We start from the raw sequence: 24,144 nt of genomic DNA, 5'->3' as shown, positions 1-24,144 counted from the left end.
CATCAAGGCCCAACAGGCCCCGCTATCGGCACGGGGGTGGTAACGATTGCCGTATTCGACGCGGTTCCATTGATGGCCGCCTTAAGTGCATAGCCACTGATCCCGAGATTGACCGGATCTTGCACGGTTGCGACGATCGTGCGGATGTAATTCAAGAATTTGCTGGCTTCGACGGAAACAGCGTTGGAAACGTATAGAACGTCCTTGTTCCGCATTTGGAACTTGGAAGTGAGGAAGTATCCGCCCGGGTCTCGCAGGTTAACCTGGTAGATGATCGGTATCACCGGCCCGGTGAAATTTGCAACGTCGATCCCGAGTCGCTGCGCGACCTCACGGCTCTCACCGCGATAGATAAATACCGATTCCGGGCTAGCGTTGACATCGTTCAAACCTGTAGCCTTGGCGATGGCCTCGGAGAGCGAAACGCGCCACGCTTCAAACGGAAACTGCCCTTGCCTACCCGACGCACCGAAGGCAAGAAAAGTCTGTGGCTCACGAAATACGTAAATTGTGTCCTGAGGCCGCACATAAATATTGTTTTCCGCTTCGTCGACAAGCGCTCCGAACGGTGCAACCGCCCGCTTCCCGTTGCGATCGAGGACGACCCAGGATTCGTTACCGCTACCCAACAATCCGCCCGCCCGCCCGATTGCGTCCAGCAGACGCTCTCCGCCAGTGCTTACCGGGAATCGACCAGAACCGCGAACGTCGCCCAGCAGAGTATAATTCGACCAACGTTGGTCCAATACGGTGACAACGACGTTTGGCTCCAGTGCGCGATTTTTCAAGGCCGCAAGGATGTCGCGCTGCAGGCCCGCCACCGTGCTTCCCTTTGCACGAATCACGCCCGCCGACGGAATTGTTATGGTGCCTTCGACGGAGACTGCCTGGGGCGGAACGGTGATGAAATTGCCGGGGCGGACGTACCCCGTGTCATTCGGCACAAACAGGCCAGGACCGGTTTCGAAGATCGTTACTCCCACCGTGTCCCCAACACCGAGAACGACGGTTTGCGGACCCCGCCGGTCGCCAAATACACCTGCGATCCTTGGGGCATTCGACGCTAAAATATTGATGTTGGTGGAATTCAGGTGGACGAGGGCGTAGGGAATTTCGGTTTGACCCGATGCGATGTCCCAACTTTGTGGGCCCGAAACCGGCATGACCGAGCAGGCACTCAGAAGTGCACCTGCTAACGCACCTAAACAGCTAAGTCGGAATCCCATTCCTTCCCCCTCTTAGCCTCCGTCTATCATGTTGTTTTAAGCGGGGAGAGGCTTCTGGGACGAGGCGCCGCATTTTCGCCGAAAGTGTTCCCCAAAGAACACAGTTCGACCACAGAAACCTTAAGTTTCCCAAAACGTTGGATTAAAGCCCGAGTGCTTCCGACGATCCCTTCCGCGGGGGATGACGGACAGAGATGCCCACGCCACGCCGCGGCGGCGTCTATTTTCGGCAAATACAGGTTCAGGGCTCCAAACCGAGCTGTGCCCTTGCAGGTCCAATAGAGGGCCGCGACGGATAAACTAGCTCTTAGTTATAATTTAATTTCTTTGAATTTTCTTTGGCCACAACACCCGAGTCTTGCAGCACCTTGCTCCCGACGTGAGCCGAAGGCGACGTACGCCTCCTGAATAACCCGACCAGAAATCCGGCCGCTGCAATATGCCAGTTAAGCACGCTGAATACTCCAAGTCCCAGTGATCGAGTTCGCAACACCATTACGATAATCGGCACTCCCAAACCGATTAAAAACAGCGCGGCGCCAGATACCCATTGAGAGGCCAGAACAGAGGCCAGAATAATGGCACCCCAATAGAACCAGACGCCGATCGCGAGCGGTAGAGTGCGCACTTCTCGGATTGCATGCCTCACATAGTGACCATCTATTGCCGCACGCAGCAGCTCACCGGAGCTGAGGAACCGACCGGTTCGAACCCGGTGCCACAGCAGTTGCCACGTCCCGACATCATAGCTGTAGTGATCGACTGCCTTGTCTTCCAGAAGTATGAGTCGCCACCCCTTGGCGCGGAGGCGCGCGCCAAGGTCGTATTCTTCAAACGCACGTAGATTCCTGTCAGAAAGATATCCGATATCCACAATGGCTGAACGTCGATAGAGGCCGCCGCCATTCAGACAATGAATATCGAGCGGCCCTTTTGGCCGCATTCGATTGATGCGCTTGACGCGTCCCTGAACTTCAAGATTGTCAGCCCGCATTTCGTGAATATACCCGCCAACTCCGGCGACGGCTGGCTCACGGTCGAGAATGCCGATGGCCCGCTGAAGGAATGGCGCCTGTAATTCCATGTCGCCATCAAGGATGTAAACATATTCTCCGCTGCAATGCTGAAACCCGAGTTGCGGGCCTATGCCGCAGGATCGCTCGGCAGCGTTTTCCAGCTGCACAATCGATATGGGAAACTGCTTCGCAATTTCGATCGTTTGATCCGTCGAAACACTATCCGCAATGATCACCTCGCCGTCGCAATCTGCGATGGCGGCAAGCGAACTCTCGATCGCTCTGCGGATGTTGGATTCTTCATTCAGGGCTTTGATAACGATGCTCACTTTAGCCACCGTTAAATTCTCCCCGCCGCAATTAATAGGATGCCCAGTTTCAATTGGATTGGCGAAGCACTTGCTGCCGAAAATAACGTTACGCGAGCTTTGCCTGCTGAGCAAGGACGCTATTGACGCCTTGGGATGGAGCCCGATAACGGCAGCAAGGAGCGAATTTACCTGAAGCGCGCATGTCGGAATTATCTCACCGGCGGATAGATGAAACGTTATTACTTCTGCCGGCGTCAGTCCCAAACGCTTGTCGCTCCACGGCAGAAAAGCTTGAACCTCGAGCCGTGGGTCCGATCCAAAGAACATCGGTCCGATCACCGACATTTCCCCCGCGATAGAGACCTTGCTTAACGTAGATATTTCGGTCCGGAACTGGCATCGTGCCGCTGAGCGCCTGTGTAAACGTCGTCTGGCCCTCGTCGCGTCGCCAGATGGCGTAGGCGCCGGTGCCCCACTCCACCACGAATACAAAGTCAGTCCATTTATCCAGTTGTATAAGTCCGCCATCTGCAAGCTGGGTGTTGTTAAACGAATAATGTTGCGGACCGTTCACAGTACTTTTTGCAGCGCTGAGCGCCCCCCAGCCGTAAAACTGCCAGACAAAACTCCAGCTGTTGCACATATTCCGATCGGCGGAGCAGTCGGTTGGAGCGAAGGCAGACCATGGCAGCTGCTGTCCCTGCCAAGTTGCAGGAAAATAATAGCTGGTGGCATAGTACTGCGTGCCGCTATGGATGTTTTCCCGGATCTCCTTTCCGATATCATCCTGCATGATCAGCATCTCTGCTCGTTCACTATTTGAATTCAAAGTCAGAGGGTCATCTTTCGGCTGAACTTCAACGCGGACGGCTGTTTTTCCATGCCACGTCAAAAAACCATCGGGCTGAATACGGCAGCTATCCATGGCCTGTTGCGCGTACCATCCACCCGTCGGAGCCTTATTCCAATCGGTGGCGAATGATATGCCTTCGGGCAGGCTTCCGCCCGAAGGCAGACGATAAGTCTCATGCCGGCTGGGCCGAACCGGCGGGCACTTCTTAAACGCATTGGGCGCCGGAGACACGGACGCCGTGTCGCTGGATTGAGCGTGCGTCTCATTTGGCCAAACGAAAGTGCTTACAGCAAGGAGCGCGACGAACAGCAAATGCGGGTTCTTCATCAATCCTCCCTTTTCACGTTGCGCGTCACGTTGATCCTGTCTGACATGGCGCTAAAACCTTCGGCGGCAATCAAAGTCTCCTAAGCTCAGGTCGCGCGCATCAAGCGTGATCGGCGAACGCGTCCGGGTTACCCAATCGACCTTATCATCAGCAGCAGTAGGCCCGCGGCATCGAGAACAGACCAAGCCGCATCGAACAAATGGCGATGAGGCTCGATGAAGATGGTGGGTGGATAGTCATCTCCGATCTCACACTGCGGCAAATGGACGCAAAACGACGCTTCGTGCCTTGCGCCGCGATAGCGAGTGTGGCCAAAAATGGCGCTGAGCGCGGTTTTTCAATTCCGGAACGTCATTCGCTTTTTAGATTTGATTGATCCTTCAATACACCCAGATTTAGGTCCAGCCAAAGTGGCTTCCCGCGATCTCTCACACAGAAGCATCATGCCCCACCCCTTGGCGAAAGGCTCCAGGGAGGGGTTCAGCCACGTCCGCCCGCACAAGCGGCAGTATCGGCCGCTACACCGCTTCACGGCGGCTGCGCCGTTTCTCGAAGCGGAGGTTATCACGGGGCTGCCGCCCGGGTTAACCACACGCCGTTTCGTCAGCGTGTGCTCCTCACGGCAGCACGACGACTGTCGCCTGACTCCAGTCTCGACAGTCAAAACACTTTTTGTCGATCCGTGGTCATGAGCACCATGATCTCACCAGCTCTGGAGGCAAGTCGTCCCGAGCGCGATGCGCGGCTCGGCCCGGTGCGGGTGCTTCACTACATGGGCACAAATTTCGGCATGACCGGGGTCGAGACTTTCATACTTCAGCTTTGCGCAGCACAGAAGCGGGCCGGTCTCGTTCCGTCGATCGTTATGGATCTGACCAACCGCCGGGACGTGCAAGTCATTGCCGCCGACCACGGTATCGCCGTTCACGATCTGCCGACCCGTAACGCTCACGATGACAGGCTGCCGCGGAAGTTAGGAACCGCGTTGCTGCGGGCACGAAGAATCCGCGCCCTGCACCAGCTGCTTAAGGGCTCCGATGTGCTGCACGTTCAGGCGGTCGGGATTTCCTGTCTCGACGGCTTTGTGGCAGCGGCGATGTCCCGCGCGCGGCCGGTGATCGTCACGCATCACGGAACCCTAAGCTGGTTCGCGCCGCAGCGCGACCTTCTCGCCGACGTTACATTCTGGATTGAGAAGCGTCTCGCTTCCCAAATAGTAGTGCCGTACGCCGCTGCTGCCGCCGAGATGGCGGCCGAGGGTATCGCGGAACATCAGACCAGAATCATCCCATTCTGCGTCGATGAACAACTGTTCTCGGGGCTAGCATCGACGCCGGCTCCAGGTGAACTGACGCTGGTCACTGTCGCCCGCATGGTCGACGGCAAAGGCCACATTGAACTGCTGGCCGCTCTGGCGAAGCTTTCGCCGCGCTACCCGAAGATCCGCGCTGTGTTCATCGGCGATGGCCCGATACGCAGGAAAATTGAGGCCGAAATAGAGCGCCTCGGCCTCCGCAGCGTCGTGGATTGCAAGGGAAAAATCGACCACCGCGACGTTCCGGCACTAATGTTAGGTGCCCACGTGGTGGTCCTGCCGAGCTACGAGACCGGTGAGATGTTCCCGCTCTGCCTGCTAGAGGGAATGGCGCTCGGGCTTCCTGCGATCGGCACGCACTGGTCGGGCATCCCCGATATCATCGAGGACGGCAAGACCGGTATCCTCATTGCGCCGCGGGACGAGAATGGTCTGGCGGATGCAATCGAGCGCTTTCTCGCCGAGCCCGGATTTTACGCCCTCGCCCGCGCCAATGCCATGGCTCGGGTTCAATCGCGCTTCACCGCCACCCTGGTGGCGAAAACTTACTCTGAATCCTATCTTGCCGCGCTCAAGCGTTAGGTGCGCTCCGGATTGCCTTACGGCGGCGTCGGACTAGAGTCTCGCCTCCCCGTCTCCGGCTTCAGTCTCCCGAAAACTGGCGATGTTCGCGACAGGAGCCGGAGACTATCGGCAACTCGACCTCAAATCTTGTGGGTCTGGAAGTCTGGCGACAAATCGGTCCATTTGCGGGTTCTCGACCTGTGCTGATGGTACCGATTTTATTGGCAACTTTAACTGCGAACCGTGAACTCAACGGGCAAAGCAGTTTTCGGGCCCCCATAACGGAAGTCTGGGCAGGGATCTGCTGATCGGCTTCCTTGCGCCGCATGGGGTCATAGTGGGTTCCCTGGTGATAATCTCTAAGCGAGCCGGCCAGGCAACCGGCACCGAGCCTGTAGGCATAGGCGCAAACGATCACGCAGGATTTGCGCCGAGCGCGAACTCCTTGACGTCCTGACCGGGTTCGGCGTCGCAGTCATGCATCTTCGAGCGGACTGTTGGCGACGATATCGATAAATTAAATCAAGGTTAATGCGTAAATAGGACGAGGAACATTGACAGCCCCGCAGGATACGGTTTCTATTTAGTTAAAATTAGTATTCGAGCGGTGTTTAGTGAGTAGAGTGAGGCGTGATGATGAGCGAACCTGTCGTCGCTTTTGATTTGCTCCTCTGGCGAGCAGGATTCAGCTCATTTCTCGGCGATGGATCAATTCCAGCCCACGGATGGGGACCTCGGTGGTTTCCATTGCCGCCGGCTCCGATCGATTCTGACGCAGCCGACAATCGCGTTGCAGAAGGTGCGGCCGTCAATACGCCTGTGGGCATTACAGCCTCCTCAACCGGTCCCGCGGGGCGGAACGTTACATACTCCCTGACGGCTGACTCCTCCGGCGGCGGCTTTACAATCGATCCCGCAACCGGCGTCGTTACTGTCTTCGACCCGAGCAAGCTCGACTTCGAGACCGCGGCAGGACATACCTACTCCGTCACCGTGCAGGCCAGCAACGGTGCGTTCACGAATTCGCAAGCCTTCGCCATTGCCGTCACTGACGTTGCGCCGTCGACGCCGGTCGACAGCGATGTGTCCGACAACACAATTGTCGAAGGCGCCAGCAATGGCTCAACCGTCGGCATCACCGCGTCTTCCGCCGACATCAATGGCCCGTCCGTCACCTACAGCCTGACCAGCGACACCTCTGGCGGCGGCTTTACCATCAATTCCACGACCGGCATCATCACCGTCGCTGATGCGACGAAAATCGATTTCGAGAGTTCCGGACCCAACTATAGCTATGTCGTCACGGCGCAGGCCAGTGACGGTATACTGACCAGTTCGCAAACCTTCACCATTGCCGTCACCAACGCGCGGCCGTCAAATCCGATAGACAGTGACCCGGCTGCCAATACTGTCGCCGAAGGCGCTGCGGCAGGGACCCCGGTTGGGATCACCGTATCCTCACAAGATATCAATGGTCCGCCGCTTACTTACGTACTTATCGGCGACACCTCCCACGGCGGCTTCGCCGTCAATTATACAACCGGCGTGGTCACCGTCGCCGATCCCACCAAGCTGGACTTCGAAAGCTCAGGCCCCAGTCACAGCTATTACGTCACCGCGCAGGTCAGCGATGGCGCGTCGATCAGCCGCGAGAGCTTCACCATCGACGTCACCAATGCGCGTCCGTCAAATCCGATAGACAGTGACCCGGCTGCCAATATTGTCGCCGAAGGTGCCGCGGCAGGCACCCCGGTTGGGGTCACCGTATCCTCACATGATATCAATGGTCCGCCCCTCACTTACGTACTTATCGGCGACACCTCCCACGGCGGCTTCGCCCTCAATTATACAACCGGCGTGGTCACCGTCGCCGATCCCACCAAGCTGGACTACGAAAGCTCAGGCCCCAGTCACAGCTATTACATCACCGCGCAGGTCAGCGATGGCGCGTCGATCAGCCGCGAGAGCTTTACCATTGACGTCGCCAACGCGCCGCCGTCAATGCCGATAGATAGCGACCTGGCTGCCAATACTGTCGCCGAAGGCGCTGCGGCAGGGACCCCCGTTGGGGTCACCATATCCTCACATGATATCAATGGTCCGGCGCTCACTTACGTACTTGTCGGCGACACCTCCCATGGCGGCTTCGACGTCGATTTTGCAACCGGCGTGGTCACCGTCGCCGATCCCACCAAGCTGAACTTCGAAAGCTCAGGCCCCAGTCACAGCTATTCCATCACCGCGCAGGTCAGCGATGGCGCGTGGATCAGCCGCGAGAGCTTCGCCATTGCCGTTACCGGACCGGCTTCGGTAGCGCCGGTCAATGATGGCGGTGTCATCGCCGGCACCCCGGTCAACGACACTATCAACAGCGATCATGGCGGCCGCATCCTGATTTGGGACGCCGGAGCCGACAATTTCGCGTTTGGGCAGCACATCGATAGTCCGGCGTCAGCGCCGCCGTTCACTCATATTACCGAGCTTGTCGCGGCCTATAATGAAAGCTTCCACTTCTCCGCCCTGACCTCTTCAATTCATCACTCGAGCATGGCCGACGCGTCGCCAGTGCAAGCGATTGATGCCAGTTGGTTCGTGGCACCACCGGTTAAAACGGATCCGGGTGTAGACGTGTTTGGCCTGGCGCCAGATACTGGCGCGAACCGGATGAATATTGCTGGTGATACCGCGAACGTTTTCGCCGACAGCCACATGGCTGCGCACCTACCGTCGATTCATGCCGACTGGCTGGTCTGATAATATCCGAATTTAGCGCTTGAAGGATGCGTGCGCGGCTACGCTTGCGCCGAGAATACCGTACTCATTGATTCAATGCCTTTAGCCTGTCTTTCGCCTCCTGAATGCCTCCATCCCTGGCTCGCGTGTAAAGGTCGCGAGCTTTCGCCGCGTCGCCGCGCCCCCCCCACCGGGAAAGCACATGAGGATCATAGGTCTCCGCGAGCGCGAAGCTTGCGCTAGGGCTGCCCTTCTCAACAGCGCGCTCGAGTACGATCCGCGCGGCACTGACATTTCCCTGGGCGAGCAGTGTGCTTGCGCGCGCCATCAGCCTGACGACCGTTTGCGAACTGCCATCTGTCCCGACGGCAGCCGGCTTCGCCGGGGCCGGCACCGCAGCCTGGTTGGTCTGATCGATCTGGTTGTTCGTGGTGCGATCGGACGGCGTTCGCGCGTCAACCTCCTGGAGTGCGGATATAAGATCACGCGTCAGCGTGAGGGCATTGTCTCGCTCTCGTTGCAGAGATTGTTTTAGTTCTGCCGCCTTGGCTTCGGCCACTTCTCGGAGTTGGGTCGCCTCTTCACTCGCCTTGCTTGCCAACGCCATCTTCGTCTCGAATTCCCGTCGCGCTGTCGTCAGTTCGCTAGTTAACGCGGCGCCGCGATCGCGCTCCTTCTGAAGAGACCGCTCGAGCTCAGCTATCGCTGCATTCGCCTCCTGATTACGCTGCGCCAGCTGGGATATCTTGGCTTCATTCCCCTCTCGCAGTTGCGTCGCGGCGTCGCTTGCCGACGCCATCTTCGTCTCGAAGTCCTGCCGCGCCGTTGTCAATTGGCCAGATAGCGCGGCGCTGTGGTCGCGCTCCTGCTGAAGAGACTGCTCCAGCCTGACAGTCGCATCCTTTGTCGTCTGCCTGAGCTGCGCTAGATCGTCGCCGGCCTTACTGGCGAGTGTCACTGCCGCATCGAACTCGCGGCGGACTTTCACAAGCTCCTTGGCCAATGCATCACTGCGGGCGTGTTCTACTTCGAGCGCCTGATGGTCTCGAGCGGTGTTCGAACCAATCGGCCCCGGCATTTCCGAGGACTGCCTGACCAGATCCCCGCCCTGATCGGCTTGCGCCCAGTCCCGTAGCGCGAGTGAGGATCGCCTGAACCAATCGGTCACTGGCTCTACTACACGTTCACCGATCGTACGCCCATACACGTCGTGCAAATTGGCATATTGCGTCACCCGCGCGACATCTTCGAAACGGAAATACACGAAGACAAGCGCTGCCGCGACGAGCGCCACGGCTATGGAGAAAGTCCTAACTCTTCGCCGTGTACCGCCCGCCTGATTGTGCGCGATTTCACACGCGTCCACGGACTTGCCGAGCAGGAGATCATCCAGAGTTGCGCGGTCTTGATCGATCGGATCAGGCTGTCCGTCGTGCAGAAGGGGCTTTTCAATGATATTTAAGCCGGTCTCTATCGCCTGGCCCATCAAATAACTCCGTCTTCTGAAGTATTATCGAGGCATTGCTTCTGCTCCGCTTTACCGATCAAGAAGTCTATCCGAACTGGGCCAGAGTTCAACCAATGCATTGCTTAAGCTGCAGAAATGCGATTTTGGAGCCGCCAGAGTTCCATTCTGATCCGGAATGTCGGGACGCGGTGCCGCGCACCCTGGCCGGCGGACTTGTCGGTTAATTGCCTCTGCTGCTATAAATAGGATTAAATCCTTCAGATATCGTTACTACTTTCGATTTCACGGTTAGCCCGCTCGATGCCTTGGAGGTATTTCCGTGAAAACCAGGATGAAGATTTTTGTCTTGCTCGCGGCACAGCTGCTTGCTCCTTCATCGACAAACCCGGCGGCAACACAGACACCCTCCGGGTCGGTCGTTTGGAAATCGATCGCCCACAACGACTGGACATCAGCAACGCAGATCTCGTTGAACGGCAGGAGCTATAACCCGGAGAGCGCCGAAAAATCTTATTCGGCTCAGCTTTCGACCAACACCACGTCCCCGATCTTTCGCGGCGAGGTCCGCAACAACGAACTTTGGACCGACGCGATGGGCGGCAACGATACGGAGCGCGCTGAACTGGATGGCGCTCCGACATTATACCCGAAGGGAACCGAATTCTGGTTCGCCTACCAGTTCCTGATCGAGCCGGGGGCGCCGCAAATTGCGACTTCTGGAGGATATCCGGGCGGCCCGTTGGCATGGGGTGTTGTCGGGCAGATCCACGGAAATGGATCACAAGCGGCTGTTCCGTGGGCTCTCAGTATCGTTGGTGAAGTACTGTCTATTCACACGCAGCAAGGAGCCCAAGTAGACAAGACGCACTGGAGGTCCGAGAACAAGATCGTTCGAGGTCGGGTCTATGACGTAGTAGTCAAGATCAAGATCACCGGCGACATCAAAAGCACGATGAGCTGCTGGGTAGACGGGGTCGAGGTCGCCAGCAGCGTTGGCCTTACCATCGGCGGCCCAGATGCAGCCAATTATGTAAAGGCTGGAATTTACCGCGGCTGGCAGTCTGAGGGTTATCCACCTCTGGCAGTTCAGATCGCCAATATCGAGCACGGGACTGCAAGCCTGATGAGCCGGGTAACCACGCGGGCTGCCTGGCCATCGGCAAAATAACCTCCAACATCGCGCAAGGTCCGCGCCAGGGAAGCGGAAGCTCAATCAACGCCCCACCCCTTGTACGTTCGCAATGCTTTGTCGGTGCGGCCCTCCCCACTGATCGCTGCGGCTCCCCACGAGACACCGATCGGGGGCGTGAGCAACGTACGGCTTCAGCTTTGTTCAGAGACACGCGCTAGCGGTGTCACGCGCGCTCAGGCCAAGATCGCCGCGCCGCCGCGCAAAGGAGACAAGGCTTGCCGGATCGTCGTTGATCTCATGAAACAGACTCCACAACGATAGACAGACGTGCCTAGAATAGCCTCCAGCCGAAGGTGGGGACCGGCTGAATGCGGGGACAAATATGGGCGGGATCATCCAAACAATCGCGATTTTCATAATGGGCGTGGCAGCAGGCTACACATGGCGTGACCGCATTTCACAGGCCCGTCGGGCAAGGGAGCGTGAGCGAAGAGAGCGACGGAGGCGGCAGGCTGAAGCAATCTCACTGATCGACCGTGTCCGCTCAGCTGAACCCACGTCGTCCCGGTCTCATTAGATTTTTTACGAAAAGCCGGAACGGGGATTAAGGCGCCGACGGTATTTCTGCCGCAGTAACATCTTAGAGAGGCGCGAGTTGGAGAGGCGCTAAGATGTACCTTGCCCCGAATAACACCGGCTTTCCGGTGTTCTTTAGCGATTGGACCGCGTCAATATAACGATTCCACCAAAGGGCGGGCCGTGCTTAGAATACCCTTGGGGCGAGAGCTGGAGTGTGGCGTTGATCGGCATCGTCGAATTGGTCGTCATTTTCTTGCTTGGCGTTGTCGCAGGCTACGCTTGGCGTGATCGTATATCGCGAACTCGCCGCGCAAAGTATCAAGAGCGACGGCAGGCTCTGAAACGCGCCGTGCACTATGGTGCCGATGACAGCCTGGCCGGCTGTGACAAATGGGAAGAAAGCCCGCCGGTAACCACGTCAGCGGGCCCGGTTGCTCTATCAGGTGAAAGCAGCACACAGTCTGACACTAACGACTCGCCGCGCGGGCTGGAGCCCAAGAACTAGGTCGTAGTCGCCCCATTCCAGTGGAATGCGCGGGACACCAAAAAGCCGTCGCCAGGGTCAGCCAGCGACGTTTCTGCAGTCCCCGCGGATTCGGGGCAACCGCCGCCACCAATCGGCCTGACGTTACCCCGATAACCGCTTGAAGCGCTGGCGCAAATTCGCGGCGTTGGATCAACTTCGCGCGGACCGCAGTGAGTCGCGCTCTGGCCCAGATTTCTGCCAGCGCCAAATAGTCTTCCGCCTCCTTCAAAACCGGAGGTCAAACGCCCCACGCTAGGCCCACTTCAACCTGGCGGCACAATTCCGCCGGCGTCGCTTCCTTGTTGTATCCGTACTGCAACACTCGCCTGCTTTTACTCACACGAAAGCCACTTTTGACTCCCCTCCGCCCGGAACTCGGTTCACTGTAAAAGTTAACAAGGGCCCGCAATTTAACGGGGTCCCGGTCGGCAGCAGGACGCAGTTCTGCGGCCATTTTTATTTGTTGTAACGCCTCGTAGAGTGGGCGATTCAAATGGATGAAGTTGCTCTCGGATTCTCTCTCATTGGTGGGGGCCTGTCTGTTCTGGTGCCCGCGCTTCTGATTCTGATGGTGACCAAGATTGGCGCAATGCGCGACGGGTCACTCCGGCGCCGATAGACGGCGCTTGCCTCTCTCATTCCCTGCGGCAACTGATGACATCGACGCGCACCACGGCGATCTGTGCATTGCACAGCAAGAATGTCCGCAGCGCGAGGCGAATATCCTCACAGGCAACAGGCGAAGGCCATCATTCCTTACAGTCGCGCCCGAGCATCAACCTTAACAAGCGACGACTATGGCAGTCGATTGCTCGCTGTGCGATACTCTCTGCATTGCCGGTTTAGCTCAGGGGTAGAGCGTCGGTTTTGTTTACCGAAGGTCGGGAGTTCAAGTCTCTTCAACCGGCACCAAAATTACCTGCACTCGCCCGCTTGCTCACGCCTTCGGCCGCCGCCATTTGGATGCGGAAATGGCCGAGGGACTTAAAGTATACCGATTGCTGGACCCAACAGTAAGGAACGGGACGCCAAGAGATACTGGCACGGCCCTGACCGAATAGCTAAGCTGCTCAATGACGTCTTCGCCACGCGAAATACTGAGGAGCGAGGCACTCAGACGGAATTTGCAGCGCTAGTAGGGAGCCAGTGGACGTATTGCATCGGTCCTTGGCTGCCCGTCCGTCATTTTCGGCTCGTATCAACACGCGAGATGCGCTGGCCTTAAGAAAGGAAGCCAATCTATCGGCTTCTTTGCTCCCGATGGACAAATCGGATTGATTGCTTCTGCTGAAAAATAAGGCCTACCGCCATCGAAGTAAGCACGGTGCTGAGGCATTTCGTCATGAAATTACTTTCGCTGATATTGACGATAAGTATGACTGACCAAATGGCGAACGGAAAGATATTTGCCCGCGCAAGTTCGGTAGGTGTATTAAGGACCAATCGGATGCTGCCCCAAAGAATCGCAGCATAAGCGACAAATACGATCGGCGAAGACAGGTAGCCGAATTCAAGAAATTTATCGAGGTAGCCGTTATCCACGCTCCACTCAGACATATCTGCCGCAATATTTGCGCCGAAGCCGCCGCCGAGGAAGCTCGATCCGGAACTATGGAAATTCTGCAAAATGATCGGCCAGAAGTCTGCGCGCCCCGTAAGATCCGTTGATTTTCCCAGGATCTGGACGATCACATAATCAAGAATTCCTGACCTGAAGCCAAGACCAACTGCAACGACGGCTATCGCAAACTTGATAAACATAGGCTTGCGTAACGGAACCCGAAGTCGGGCTATGAAATAGGCGGCATACAGGAAGGTCGGCGTGATCACCGAGGTGACTATTCCAGTGGCGGACTGCGTGCCTACCAAACACGTAACGCTACAAGCCAGGAAAAAAAACCAGATCGGCGCCGGAGCGATCGATGTTCGATAGAACAGCAAGAGACCGGTTGTAAGCCCGGCAAAATAGCCAAGCCCCTGCTTGTGACTAAATATTCCCCGCCACAAGCCCGCATGCACGGTCTGATATGGGTCCGAAAGTTGGTGAACAGCCACCTCGGGAAACAACAAAACCCACAGAGCGCTCAGCAGGCACCCTAGCGCCATTACCCTAATGATGAATTTTACGGATTGAAAACCCGGAAATGCGCCCACGATGGTCAAACCCAGCAAGGCTGCTGTCATGTGGGTGTTGCTCGCTTGGATGGTCGCGGAGGCGTGGCGAGACCACGCGGCCGAGATAAACGCAACGGCGACCAGAGCCAAGACGGGCCAGCATTGCAGAACAAGGCTCCTGATGTTGCGGGACAATAGAATGAAGGCAAAAACAAATAGCTCGGTACTGATGGTTATCATTTGCAGGACCGGCGAACCCACCCACCTTCCCGTGCTGTCCATGGCAAGCTGAATCGTGAATGCCGGAAAGCAAAAAATTATGAAAAACGCAAACAGCAGGCGCACCGGAAAAGCCGGCGACGACGAAACCCCGGCGACGCCAGGCAGCCTGGCGGTGACAATTCTCGACGCCGCTTGCGATGGAGGTGCGATGCTCATTCAACAGCCCTGAATACGTAGGTGACAGGAGGTCCTCGGCCGCGATGCCCTCCGGTTTTCTTGGCCGGACGGCACAATTCACAAAATCATGTCAAAACCTTTTATCTTCCAAACGCTACTAAATTGCGTCGACTGCGCCGGAGATTCAACGGCGGAACTTACAACAGGATCGTGCGATTCTGTTGATCGGGAACCGATGGAACCAGTTTAGCGTGCCGTTAACTTGTCGCATTGCTATTTTGGCATTCGTCCGCCATTTATTGGGCGCTGCCAATTATTTAATTAATGCACCCGTTGAATTCTGAAAGCTTATCAAATGTTTAGGTTAATACCGCTTATCCGCAAAACCACGGTGATCGCACGGTTCCTGTTTGGAAGAAATAAACAGGCGTGGTAGTTTATAAAAAGCGGGCGTTTCATTGAACAGGGCCGAGTTTGATGCTTCACGTAAACCAGAATCATAAGCTTGCGTCGATTGAACGGGAGTTCAGCGGCCCGCCCGCCATCTCGCCGGCGCAATATCTCGACATCGCCCTCGGATTTCTTCGTCGCCAATTTTGGGTGCTCGTAATCGCCCTCGTGGTCACGATTAGCACTGCAGCTACGTATTTCCTGGTTGCCGCGCCGATGTACAAAGCCACGGCATCGGTGAGTATCGACACCGCTAAATTTCAGCTTTTCCAGCCCGCTGGCGAGCTGTCGATCGAGTCATCCGCCGCTGTGGAAAGTCAGCTTGAGATCCTGCGATCGGAGAAGATCGCTCTGGACGTCATCAAGAGGCTCAACCTCGTCGATCAACCTCCGGCACAAAGCGGCGGTCTATTTGGATCATCCACGCCACCAAGCACGTTCGAATACACGCGGCAAATGGTCGCTGTCCTTCAGAAGCATCTCACAATCAAACGCCTCGGCGCCGCATGGATCATTGAAATCAGCTACGAGGCCTCAGATGGAGAACGCGCGGCCCAATTCGCCAATGCTTTTGCCGATGCCTACATTGCCGATCAATTGGACGCAAAATACCAGACCACCCGACAAGCCAGCGGCTGGCTGGAAGGCCGTGTGAAGGAAATCCGCGAGCAGACACTGGCCGCGCAACGCGCAGTGGTCGAATTCAAGGCGAAGAACAATATCGTCGATACTGGCGGGCGGCTCATGAGCGATCAGCAGCTCAGCGAGATCAATAGCCAGTTGGGGACGGCGCGTGGGCAGACCTCCGAAGCGAAGGCCCGGCTCGATCGCGTAAGCGCTATCGTCCAATCCGCTACAGCTTCCGGAAACGCCAACGTGATGGTTACCGACGTCCTGATCAACGAAACGATTGGAAAGCAGCGGTCACAACTGCTGGAGCTCCTCAGCAGAGAGAGCGACTGGTCTGCGAAGTTCGGCCAGAACAATCAAGCCGTGGTCAACTTGCGCAACCAGATCGCGCAGGTTCGCTCGGCCATGCTCGACGAACTTCGCCGGCTCGGAGAATCCTCCAAGAGCGACTACGAGCTCGCGCTGCGGAAGGAAAAAAATCTTGAAACCCAGGTGGCTCAATCCATCTCGCAGTCAGAGACGTCGAATCGCGCGCAGGTAACGTTGCGCGAGCTTGAGGGCTCGGCGGCGGCCCTGAAGGATCTGTATGACAACCTGAACAAGCGGTACATGGAGTCGGTCGAGCAAAAGTCCTTTCCCGTGACGGAAGCGAGAGTCATTTCACGGGCTAGTCGACCCCTGGATAAGGAATACAAGTCGAAGCTCAAAGTTCTGGCTGCGATATTTGGCGGCGGAATATCGCTGGGATTTGGATTTTCGGTGCTGCGTGAGCTTACCGACCGCGTATTTCGTACCGTCGGACAAGTCGAAAAGCGTCTGCAGATGAATTGCATCACAGTCGTCCCCCTCTGGAAAGGCGACGAGGTGGTGAATTCCGATACGAGTCGTTCTCCGGATGGCACAAGACAGATAGTACGGACCGAAGGTCCGGCCTGGGCTGGTACCGATTCACCTCTCTCGAGCCATGCCGAAGCGATGCGGTCGGTAAAGCTTGCAATCGATCTCAATAGCAACGTCAAAGGCGCTCAGGTAATCGGATTGACGTCTTCGCTTCCCAAAGAAGGAAAATCCACAATCGCGGCGTCGCTTGCGCTGACCATGGCGCGGGCCGGTGCCAAAGTCATGCTGCTCGATTTTGATCTACGCAATCCTACGATCACCCGAATGCTCGCGCCGAATGCGGGCGACGGTTTCCTTGATGTCATTTCAGGAAAAATGCGACTTGCGGACGCGGTCTGGACCGACGAAACGAAAAACCTGACATTCCTGCCGACGGTCATTAAAACCATGTTTGTTCAGAGCAATGAGATCATGGCTTCGCAGGTGACAAGAGTATTTCTGGAAAAATTGCGCAGTGAGTATAACTACGTCGTAGTGGACTTGCCTCCCCTTGCACCTGTTGTAGATACGCGGGCCACAACGCACCTGATCGATTCATATTTATTTGTCGTCGAATGGGGCAACACGAAAATTGACGTCGTCGAACACGCGCTCAGCAGAGCGCCGGGGGTTTCCGAAAACGTGCTGGGCGTGATACTCAACAAGGTCGATATGAATCAGATCGACAAATACGATATTGAGAATCGCGGTTATTATAACAATGAGCACTATGCCCAGTACGGCTATACGCAGGCGTGATGGCGCGTGCCTCAACTGAGCGATCGATACATACGATAAGAATCAGCCGGCGATGCAACGCACCTCGCCGGCCAAAAAATCATCCATCAAGAAGCTGATTTGACCGCCGCCTGGGCGTATGGCTTGGAGCCACGCTGCGGCTGCGAGAACCCTCTGAACAGCGCTTATACTCCGACCTTGCTCGCCGGCGAAGAGTTCTCTGTTTGCATAGTGGTGCTTGGAAATAGCGGACGATAATCAGCCTAAGCTTCGGTTCCCTGAGCCGTCTCGCCGTGTTGCCGGCGGGCCAGCCAATGCAGGGCGAACCAAAGTGCTCCGCCGCGGGTGATATCGGATAAATACAAGGCGACGAATATGCCGAAAGTGCCATAAACACTACCGAAGACAACAACCATGGCTGCCCCGGCGGCATTTGCAATACTACCTACGATGGTCGATACCTTATGATGTTCTGACGCATTGAGCGCGTCGAAGGCAAGAAACTGGATAGCGGTCGTTATTACCGTCCAGGCAAGAATCCTGATGACATCGCTGGCTGCGCCGAAGGCGCCGCCGAAGATCAGCGGCGCAAACGGGGCCACCAGAAAGAGAGCTACGCTTGTTGCTCCACTGATCGCAACTGAGTAGATGAGGTACCTTCTGGCCAGCTTCAGACTGGCTGCGGCACCATCTTTCCCGGCAACTGCAAGATTGCCGTATATCACGCGATCAAAAGACCCTGGTACCACCAGCGCCGCGCCTATCACGCGCCGACCGGCCCCATATATGCCAACAAATTCGGGCGACGTCACCGCACTTAGCACCAAGACGTCCACATTATGACGAAGCCCGATGAAAAAGCTCGACAGAGCAAGATTCCCGCCCAGCCAAATTTCATTTTGAAGGATGCGCCAGCGGGGCCTGCCGAAACGCCAAATTGCGGCGACACACAATAAACACATGACAACGTGGACCGCTGCCCAAACCAACGCCCAGCTGAGTAACGAGCTTAACCCGAAAAAGCCACACGCCACGACCGCGGCCAGCGCACGCACCAAGCCAGAACCACCATTGACAATGTTGGCTCGCTTGAAATCTCCACGCGCCAAAAAAACGTTCTCGACCATGTTGATATAGGAGGGAAAAATCACGTTGGTCGGCACAAGAAGCGACAAGATCAGGAGATATTCGAGAGGATCGCTCCCGTCCGGCACAAACAGCATCATGCCTGCCACTACCAGTACCGACAGCACAATACCGGTTATGAGAATCATCAGAACGGTGTGGCCGATCGCTTGCGGGTACATTGATCGATCGCGGCTGACGACTCGCCGCAGCAGCTCGCCGGGACCAAATCCGCACCACGAGTTGGCAAGCGCTGTCACCGCCGTGACGGTCACCAGATGACCGAATTGCACGGTCCCAAGATAGCGGGCAAGCAGGATAAAGGCTATCGCCTGGGCTACGATTCCAATCGCCAAGCTACCGGCCGACCCAGCGAATCGCCGCAACATAGGCAACTTCGACCGCAGGAAATTTATAACATTTAGCATTTTCGATCACTTCCCAGCGCGCTGATCTCACTACTTATCCGCGCTCCTGCGCGCAGCGGACCAACCTCTGCTACGTGCGCAGCTTTGCGTAGTATCCGCGGCTGGTTGATGATCCCAAATACAGGTCGGTCCGAATGACCTGAGAGAGCGAAGGGATCGTCCATTGGTCCACGATGTCGTAGCCCAGTGCATCCAGCATGGCGAGGAACTCAGCTCGATTACGCATTTGATAGGGCACCTCAGCGTAAGTGAAATTCTCCAACGTTACCACCGAAGGCCCCTCTCGCGTCTGGACCTTGTTCAGCAACAAGTGTCGCGGCAAGGCCGGAAGCCGCCGCAGCAAATCGTCAAACGGAATGTCGAGGTATTGCAGCAATCCGGAAGCGAGCAAGACGTCCGCGTCAGGCGCTTCCGAGAGGTCGTCGACAAAGCGGAGCCTGCTCAGGCCTTCGTCTTCCGCCATCTTGCGCCCGGCTCGAACCATGCTGGGAAGGTCATAAACCACCCATTCGATCCCGCTGTCCAAGTCCAAATAATTGCCGAATGCGCGATATTTTGTTCCCATATGGCCGCCCGCGTCCAAAAGGACCTGCGTCTGTGGCGCCAAACGTCTCAACCAGTATAAAATCGCGTAGTCCTCAGGCTTAACCTGACACATGAGATCGAAATCGCGGAGGAGAATAGCGTCGTTGTCGTAACCGACCGCAACGCCCCGGCGAACGGCGGCAGCAGCTTCTTCATAGGTAGCGAATGCACCGCGGAATCGCAGATGGCGCAAATTGAAGAACAGGCGTAGCCGCCACAAAGTTGTCCGTGTCAGCAAGATCAGTCGGCCAAAAAGACCGGGCCGCCATTCGTCGCGAGGATTCGTGTTCACAATCGATTTTCAACCGTTGAAATTGCGCGCTCCACATTGGCGGAGGGTCGCGCATAGCCACCTTCGATTTGTTGGCTGATTTGGATGCCCGCACCGTTACAGGAATGGTAACGTTTGCAATCTGCCGGGGATTGCGCAGGCGGGCTCGGACAGAACGACGTTAGCTGATCAAGCTGCATAATCACTCAGGGATCGCATCGCGGCGGCGCCGACGTATCCAAAGATCGGCGCGGAGGGCAAGCCTTCCTCGGATCGAAGGCGACGACTGCACAATGTCCTGAAAAGAGATCTCAGTCGGCTTCCACCGCAATTTCGAAAGATCCTTTCCGGTCGATAGATTTATGAAAGCAAATCCATGTTCGATTGCCCATTTAATCGTTTCGACCATAAGCGTGGTCATTACACCATACTTCCGCCATTTGGGATCATAACCCGAGAAATAAAGGTATAACTCTCCGCCCAGCGCGAACGCAATGCGGGTCGCGGCTATTTCGCCGTCAATCTCCAGTTGAAAGACGCGGAGCACGCCCCGCGCTGCCAAGCTGCGGGCTACTTCGCGGAGGAAATCGCGATGTTTTTCTTCCGTAAAGTTGTCACGGTGCGACGTCATCTCGGAAGCCCGCGATCGCGCGGCATGAAGTATAAAAAACCGTTCGATCGCATCGCCCAGCTCGGTATCGCGGTCCGTCACCCGAAGCGAAATCTTATGCCCATCCCGATCGATGAATTCGTAACCCTTCCGCAGGCTTTTCCTTGTGTTGTTGGAAAGCTTCGCGTGGAGTTCCTCCCAACTGCCCGGAAGCGACTTAACGTAGTCGGGCAATATGCGTTCTGTTCTGGTATAACCCAGGCTCGCAAGTTTCTTATGCCCTCCTCCATCGAGACGAATCCCGCTCCATTTGAATAGCTCCCAATCACCGTTGCTGGCCGCGAAATAGTCGATCAGAGCAGCGACCACCTCGCCTTGGCGCTCAACCTCGCAAATCACGCCACGAATCTCGGTAAGACTGGGATCGGTCCCAAAGAACTGCAGCTTGCACAACCGCAGTGGACCGAACGCAGGTTGATGCGTCCTCATTAATGGCGCGACAGCAACGAGCCGGCCGCTATCGCGCACCGCATGAACGAAAAATTCGTCGTTCCGCAGGCCCTCCCGGCGAGCCAAATATTTCCACCAAATCTGATTCCAGGTTGGCGAGGTGAAGGGCGTACGCGGGGTAAGCCGGGCGTCGAGCGCTTCCCATTCGGGCACCAACTTTTCGAACGCGTCGGCGTGCGACAATCTTTCAACGATCAATGTCATACGATTTTCAGGAGGGTTCGAGCAAATAATTTGAGGGCATAAAATTCAAAAGCACCCCACTCTCGCTTATATCTTGCGTTGGTGCGAGATTGCGCTTCCTGGAGTTGCCGAAGGTCCAGTTCAGTAAGAACAGGCGCGTGCATAAGAGAGGGACTACCAATGCGATATTGTAGTCCGACTTGATCGAGAAAATAAACGCCAAAGCGACGCATCGCGCGCGAATAAAAATCGACATCCTCCCGGAGACGAAGTTCCGGATCGAAGCCTCCGAGGTGCACCAAGCAGTCACGGCGAAGCATTCCTGCGCCGCAGACCATGATAGCCCACCGAAACATCAGACACGCCACAAACGCCTTTCTTGAGCCAAGCCGCTGGCAAAAGGAGGCAAGCCGAGCGGCCTTGGCAAAGTATTCGGTTTCGTGCTGCAACTGCTCCTTTGAGCAATTGCCGAATGGCGCGATACGGCAGAACACCACCCCAATATCCGGCTGTTTGATAAACACCGCCTTGACGGCCGCATAGTGGCCCTGTGGTACGATGTCGTCGTCGTCTAGAAAGTGGACGAAATTGCCCCTTGCATGGGGCCAGGCAAGGTTACGAACCTTGCTCGGAAAGCCTCCGGAGGGCTGACCTGCCATATACGTAACGCGCGGGTCTTGAAAACTGCTGACGACCGCTTCAGCCGAGCGTTCGGGACTGTCGTCTGCCACGATGACTTCGACCTCCACCCCGGCCTGGGCAAGCACGCTCGAAATCGCGATGCGCAGTTCCGCTGGCCGGCGGAAGGTAGGCATCACGACCGAGAAGTCGACGGGAGTTTGCATTTAAATCCCCAAACCAGACTTAGCTTTTCGCACTGCGAGGCCCCTCCACTGGATTAAACTTCCTTAACCTACCCTACCTGGATACCTTATCGCGGAATCGAAGCCTGACGCGCGATGATGGAAAATCGGCTCTGAAATTCCATTCTCTGCGTGGCGGTTCTGGCGAATCCGCCGCCTCTCCGAACCAACTGTTCTAACGTGACCGGTCGTTCTCAAGACCAAATTAGAAACGAAGCAAAATTTTTCGCCATGCCTAACGCCCGGCTATCCGGCGTAATCGGGACATATCCCACTCCAAAACAATGATAGAAATTTAACAAGCTAACGCGGCCAAGATGACCAGTTACGATAGACATCGCTAGAAGCGCAAGACCTCCCCAGTCAGACGGTCCTCGAACCCGTGACGTAAGCCAGGTGATCGTCTTGCTGCATTCCCGAACATCGGTGGGCCTACCATGCCTTCTGCCCGAGTTGCCCTCGATCCTCCATTCCTCGATGCCGCGCCTCATGTCGTGCCACCTGATCTGCCGCTCCTTCCGGGCAAACCTGGCAGCAGAATTGAGCCATCTCGCCGACCCGTCATGATCGGATGCTACCATTGGTTGGCTTCAGGGGACGTGGCGGGGTGCGGCTCAGGCAATCCAGGCGTTAATGGTATCGCTGACCGTGGGATTGGGCGATGAACTCGCCGAGGTGGCACGATTGAACTTCGTGGCATGGCCCCATCCCACGACGAGATCATTCAGCTCATCTCTGCATCTTGCGGAACTGAACGTGTGATCGGCATCTTCGAAAAATTCAAGCCGTAAGGTGTCATCGAAAGAAACCGCGTCGAACGCATTGATGAATTGTTCGCGGTAGGTTTGTCGAGGCGCATGATGCAGGCCAGTGCAAATCACCAGAAGCTGCACCCGCGCCTGCGCAGTGGCGTGATAGACCTGCTCGAGAGATGCTCGTGCATCGAGCCCTTGAAAAGTCAGGTGCTGCGGTCCGGTTTCTCTGTAGAGACCGCGCGACAAGCGCTCCAACAAAAGCCGCATGAGTTTGCTCTTGCGGAAATTGAACTGTCTCCAGCTCTTGAGGTCCATGCGCCGAGAGATGTAATCGATGAAGTAGCGGGCGGTCGTCGGAATGTACGGATCGATCAAAACAAGACCGGCTACGCGTGGATCCGAATGTCCGTACAGAATGGCATGATCTGCGCCGGAGCATAGACCGATCAAAATGACCCTCGAAACCTTCAGCGTCGTCTCCAGCCAGTCCAGCGCCGAACGAATGTCTGAAAGGTTGGATCGGAGCAACGGCTGTCCCGATGAATGGGGGGCGCTGTCTCCAAGGCCGGAGAAATCAAAGCGCAGGACGGTGTGGCCGGCTCGTGCCAGTTTCCGCGACATTGACACATACATGCGGTGATGGCCGACACGGTGAATCGTCCCGGTATTCAGGATGACGACCGCCGGTTTATCCCCGTCCGACGTTTCGGCGGGCTGAGCCGTGATTCCGACCAGGCACTTGCCTGGACCGAACTGGACTACGCGCTCCGTGAAATCATCTTTTATCGCAGCCACTCGACAATCCGTTCGTACACCTCGATGGGAAGGGTTTCGGTCCGTTCAGTAGCATCTTTCCATGGCGACGCCGTTTTCAAGACCAGGACTTCGCTGGTGCGCCCTTCGGAGTTCAGAAGTTGGCAATCTGAAGGGGGCTTACAGGTGAAAATGGTCAGTCGGCGCGCTTGCAGCCCCAACTTCTCGGAGCAGAGGTCAATAGCTTTCAATCCGGAGACGAAAGCCGGTGAAACAGAAAGTCCTTCCAGTTCCATATCGTCTGCCATGTCGGATTTGAACTCGGACAGTCTGGCCTTTTGCCCGCCTTGTTCTGCCAGTTCTTCCACGTAGTCCAAGCCACGTACAATCGGATCCCAAAGAATAACTCCGTCAATATCCTCGTGCAGACGAGGTGCCGTCTCCGCTACCAGCGTGGCGCCCAGGCGCAGACCGACAAGAACTACGCGCGGCGCAGCGCTCATGTGCTTGAGTTCACGCGCTGCTGACACGATGTCGTGTCTCCAGCCATCGAGATCGGCCTCGCTCGCTTCACCTCCGGAGTCGCCTGCGCCGAAATAATCAAACCTCAATGTATCGAATCCGGTTGCGCATAGCCGTTTGGCGAGCAGGCGCATCGCCCTATGCCCGTTGAAATACTCCTTCCCCCAGGAATTGCAGAGCAAAGCCGCACGCGCCCCCCCACCGCGCCCGGCCGCAGGCTCGTAGATGCCGAAAAGACGTCGCTGTCTTGATCCGAAAAAAAAAGGCACCATCGTGT

16 protein-coding genes and 1 tRNA gene are annotated in these 24,144 nt (G+C 56.5%); 6 read left to right on the top strand and 11 right to left on the bottom strand.

The annotated features are described in order from the left end of the window. Positions 1-2 precede the first annotated feature (2 nt). The 3 genes from V1283_RS03520 to V1283_RS03510 form a co-directional block, all read right to left on the bottom strand. Positions 3-1,226, bottom strand: coding sequence for a polysaccharide biosynthesis/export family protein (locus V1283_RS03520; RefSeq protein ID WP_334385053.1), 1,224 nt, complete (start codon positions 1,224-1,226; stop codon positions 3-5). 307 nt (positions 1,227-1,533) lie between these two features. Next, positions 1,534-2,880 (bottom strand): glycosyltransferase family 2 protein, encoded by a 1,347-nt coding sequence (locus tag V1283_RS03515; protein ID WP_334392942.1) that lies wholly within the window; start codon positions 2,878-2,880, stop codon positions 1,534-1,536. Next, entirely contained in the window at positions 2,768-3,733 is a 966-nt protein-coding gene (locus tag V1283_RS03510) for a heparin lyase I family protein (protein ID WP_334385052.1), read from the bottom strand. Before V1283_RS03510 ends, V1283_RS03515 begins: the two co-directional genes overlap by 113 nt. Positions 3,734-4,422: 689 nt before the next feature. On the opposite strand from V1283_RS03510, the gene V1283_RS03505 reads away from it, so the two are divergent. After that, positions 4,423-5,631, top strand: coding sequence for a glycosyltransferase family 4 protein (locus tag V1283_RS03505; protein ID WP_334385051.1), 1,209 nt, complete (start codon positions 4,423-4,425; stop codon positions 5,629-5,631). A 618-nt stretch (positions 5,632-6,249) separates the two neighbouring features. After that, entirely contained in the window at positions 6,250-8,367 is a 2,118-nt protein-coding gene (locus V1283_RS03500; protein ID WP_334385050.1) for a cadherin repeat domain-containing protein, read from the top strand. Between the two features lie 64 nt (positions 8,368-8,431). On the opposite strand, the gene V1283_RS03495 is transcribed toward V1283_RS03500, so the two are convergent. Then, complete coding sequence (locus V1283_RS03495) at positions 8,432-9,832, bottom strand: hypothetical protein (protein ID WP_334385049.1); 1,401 nt, start codon at positions 9,830-9,832, stop codon at positions 8,432-8,434. Between the two features lie 313 nt (positions 9,833-10,145). Here V1283_RS03495 and V1283_RS03490 point away from each other — a divergent pair, with 313 nt between their 5' ends. The 3 genes from V1283_RS03490 to V1283_RS03480 all read left to right on the top strand — a co-directional run bounded on the left by V1283_RS03490 (position 10,146) and on the right by V1283_RS03480 (position 12,963). Continuing rightward, positions 10,146-10,982 carry a heparin lyase I family protein gene (locus tag V1283_RS03490; RefSeq protein ID WP_334385048.1) on the top strand — a complete coding sequence of 279 codons (837 nt, stop codon included), beginning with the start codon at positions 10,146-10,148 and terminating at the stop codon, positions 10,980-10,982. Between the two features lie 763 nt (positions 10,983-11,745). Continuing rightward, on the top strand, positions 11,746-12,030 hold the full coding sequence (locus V1283_RS03485; RefSeq protein WP_334385047.1) for a hypothetical protein: 285 nt from the start codon (positions 11,746-11,748) through the stop codon (positions 12,028-12,030). An 857-nt stretch (positions 12,031-12,887) separates the two neighbouring features. Further along, a tRNA-Thr gene (locus tag V1283_RS03480) sits at positions 12,888-12,963 on the top strand. Positions 12,964-13,290: 327 nt separating this feature from the next. Here the strand turns inward: V1283_RS03480 and V1283_RS03475 are convergent. Next, positions 13,291-14,604 (bottom strand): hypothetical protein, encoded by a 1,314-nt coding sequence (locus V1283_RS03475; protein WP_334385046.1) that lies wholly within the window; start codon positions 14,602-14,604, stop codon positions 13,291-13,293. A 438-nt stretch (positions 14,605-15,042) separates the two neighbouring features. On the opposite strand from V1283_RS03475, the gene V1283_RS03470 reads away from it, so the two are divergent. Then, entirely contained in the window at positions 15,043-17,283 is a 2,241-nt protein-coding gene (locus V1283_RS03470; RefSeq protein ID WP_334385045.1) for a polysaccharide biosynthesis tyrosine autokinase, read from the top strand. Between the two features lie 242 nt (positions 17,284-17,525). On the opposite strand, the gene V1283_RS03465 is transcribed toward V1283_RS03470, so the two are convergent. The 6 genes from V1283_RS03465 to V1283_RS03440 form a co-directional block, all read right to left on the bottom strand. Beyond that, on the bottom strand, positions 17,526-18,743 hold the full coding sequence (locus V1283_RS03465; RefSeq protein WP_334385044.1) for a lipopolysaccharide biosynthesis protein: 1,218 nt from the start codon (positions 18,741-18,743) through the stop codon (positions 17,526-17,528). A gap of 142 nt (positions 18,744-18,885) precedes the next feature. Beyond that, on the bottom strand, positions 18,886-19,692 hold the full coding sequence (locus tag V1283_RS03460) for a methyltransferase, TIGR04325 family (RefSeq protein WP_334385043.1): 807 nt from the start codon (positions 19,690-19,692) through the stop codon (positions 18,886-18,888). A gap of 181 nt (positions 19,693-19,873) precedes the next feature. After that, complete coding sequence (locus tag V1283_RS03455) at positions 19,874-20,995, bottom strand: GNAT family N-acetyltransferase (protein ID WP_334385042.1); 1,122 nt, start codon at positions 20,993-20,995, stop codon at positions 19,874-19,876. Beyond that, complete coding sequence (locus V1283_RS03450; RefSeq protein ID WP_334385041.1) at positions 20,992-21,819, bottom strand: glycosyltransferase family 2 protein; 828 nt, start codon at positions 21,817-21,819, stop codon at positions 20,992-20,994. Before V1283_RS03450 ends, V1283_RS03455 begins: the two co-directional genes overlap by 4 nt. A gap of 632 nt (positions 21,820-22,451) precedes the next feature. After that, on the bottom strand, positions 22,452-23,387 hold the full coding sequence (locus tag V1283_RS03445) for an alpha/beta fold hydrolase (protein WP_334385040.1): 936 nt from the start codon (positions 23,385-23,387) through the stop codon (positions 22,452-22,454). Beyond that, positions 23,375-24,139 carry a serine aminopeptidase domain-containing protein gene (locus V1283_RS03440; protein ID WP_334385039.1) on the bottom strand — a complete coding sequence of 255 codons (765 nt, stop codon included), beginning with the start codon at positions 24,137-24,139 and terminating at the stop codon, positions 23,375-23,377. The genes V1283_RS03445 and V1283_RS03440 overlap by 13 nt, the downstream gene beginning before the upstream one ends. Between the last annotated feature and the right edge of the window lie 5 nt (positions 24,140-24,144).

It is taken from the genome of Bradyrhizobium sp. AZCC 2262 (genome assembly GCF_036924535.1).
GTDB lineage: Bacteria > Pseudomonadota > Alphaproteobacteria > Rhizobiales > Xanthobacteraceae > Bradyrhizobium.
The sequence above is the reverse complement of the archived record's forward strand: the minus strand, read 5'-3'. Positions and strand labels throughout refer to the sequence as shown.

Coding starts and splice junctions, on each gene's coding strand:
- V1283_RS03490 (WP_334385048.1), top strand. CDS start 10,146: ATGAAGATTTTTGTCTTGCTCGCGGCACAGCTGCTTGCTCCTTCATCG.
- V1283_RS03505 (WP_334385051.1), top strand. CDS start 4,423: ATGAGCACCATGATCTCACCAGCTCTGGAGGCAAGTCGTCCCGAGCGC.
- V1283_RS03475 (WP_334385046.1), bottom strand. CDS start 14,604: ATGAGCATCGCACCTCCATCGCAAGCGGCGTCGAGAATTGTCACCGCC.
- V1283_RS03510 (WP_334385052.1), bottom strand. CDS start 3,733: ATGAAGAACCCGCATTTGCTGTTCGTCGCGCTCCTTGCTGTAAGCACT.
- V1283_RS03450 (WP_334385041.1), bottom strand. CDS start 21,819: ATGCAAACTCCCGTCGACTTCTCGGTCGTGATGCCTACCTTCCGCCGG.
- V1283_RS03455 (WP_334385042.1), bottom strand. CDS start 20,995: ATGACATTGATCGTTGAAAGATTGTCGCACGCCGACGCGTTCGAAAAG.
- V1283_RS03495 (WP_334385049.1), bottom strand. CDS start 9,832: ATGGGCCAGGCGATAGAGACCGGCTTAAATATCATTGAAAAGCCCCTT.
- V1283_RS03515 (WP_334392942.1), bottom strand. CDS start 2,880: ATGTTCTTTGGATCGGACCCACGGCTCGAGGTTCAAGCTTTTCTGCCG.
- V1283_RS03470 (WP_334385045.1), top strand. CDS start 15,043: ATGCTTCACGTAAACCAGAATCATAAGCTTGCGTCGATTGAACGGGAG.
- V1283_RS03500 (WP_334385050.1), top strand. CDS start 6,250: ATGAGCGAACCTGTCGTCGCTTTTGATTTGCTCCTCTGGCGAGCAGGA.
- V1283_RS03440 (WP_334385039.1), bottom strand. CDS start 24,139: ATGGTGCCTTTTTTTTTCGGATCAAGACAGCGACGTCTTTTCGGCATC.
- V1283_RS03520 (WP_334385053.1), bottom strand. CDS start 1,226: ATGGGATTCCGACTTAGCTGTTTAGGTGCGTTAGCAGGTGCACTTCTG.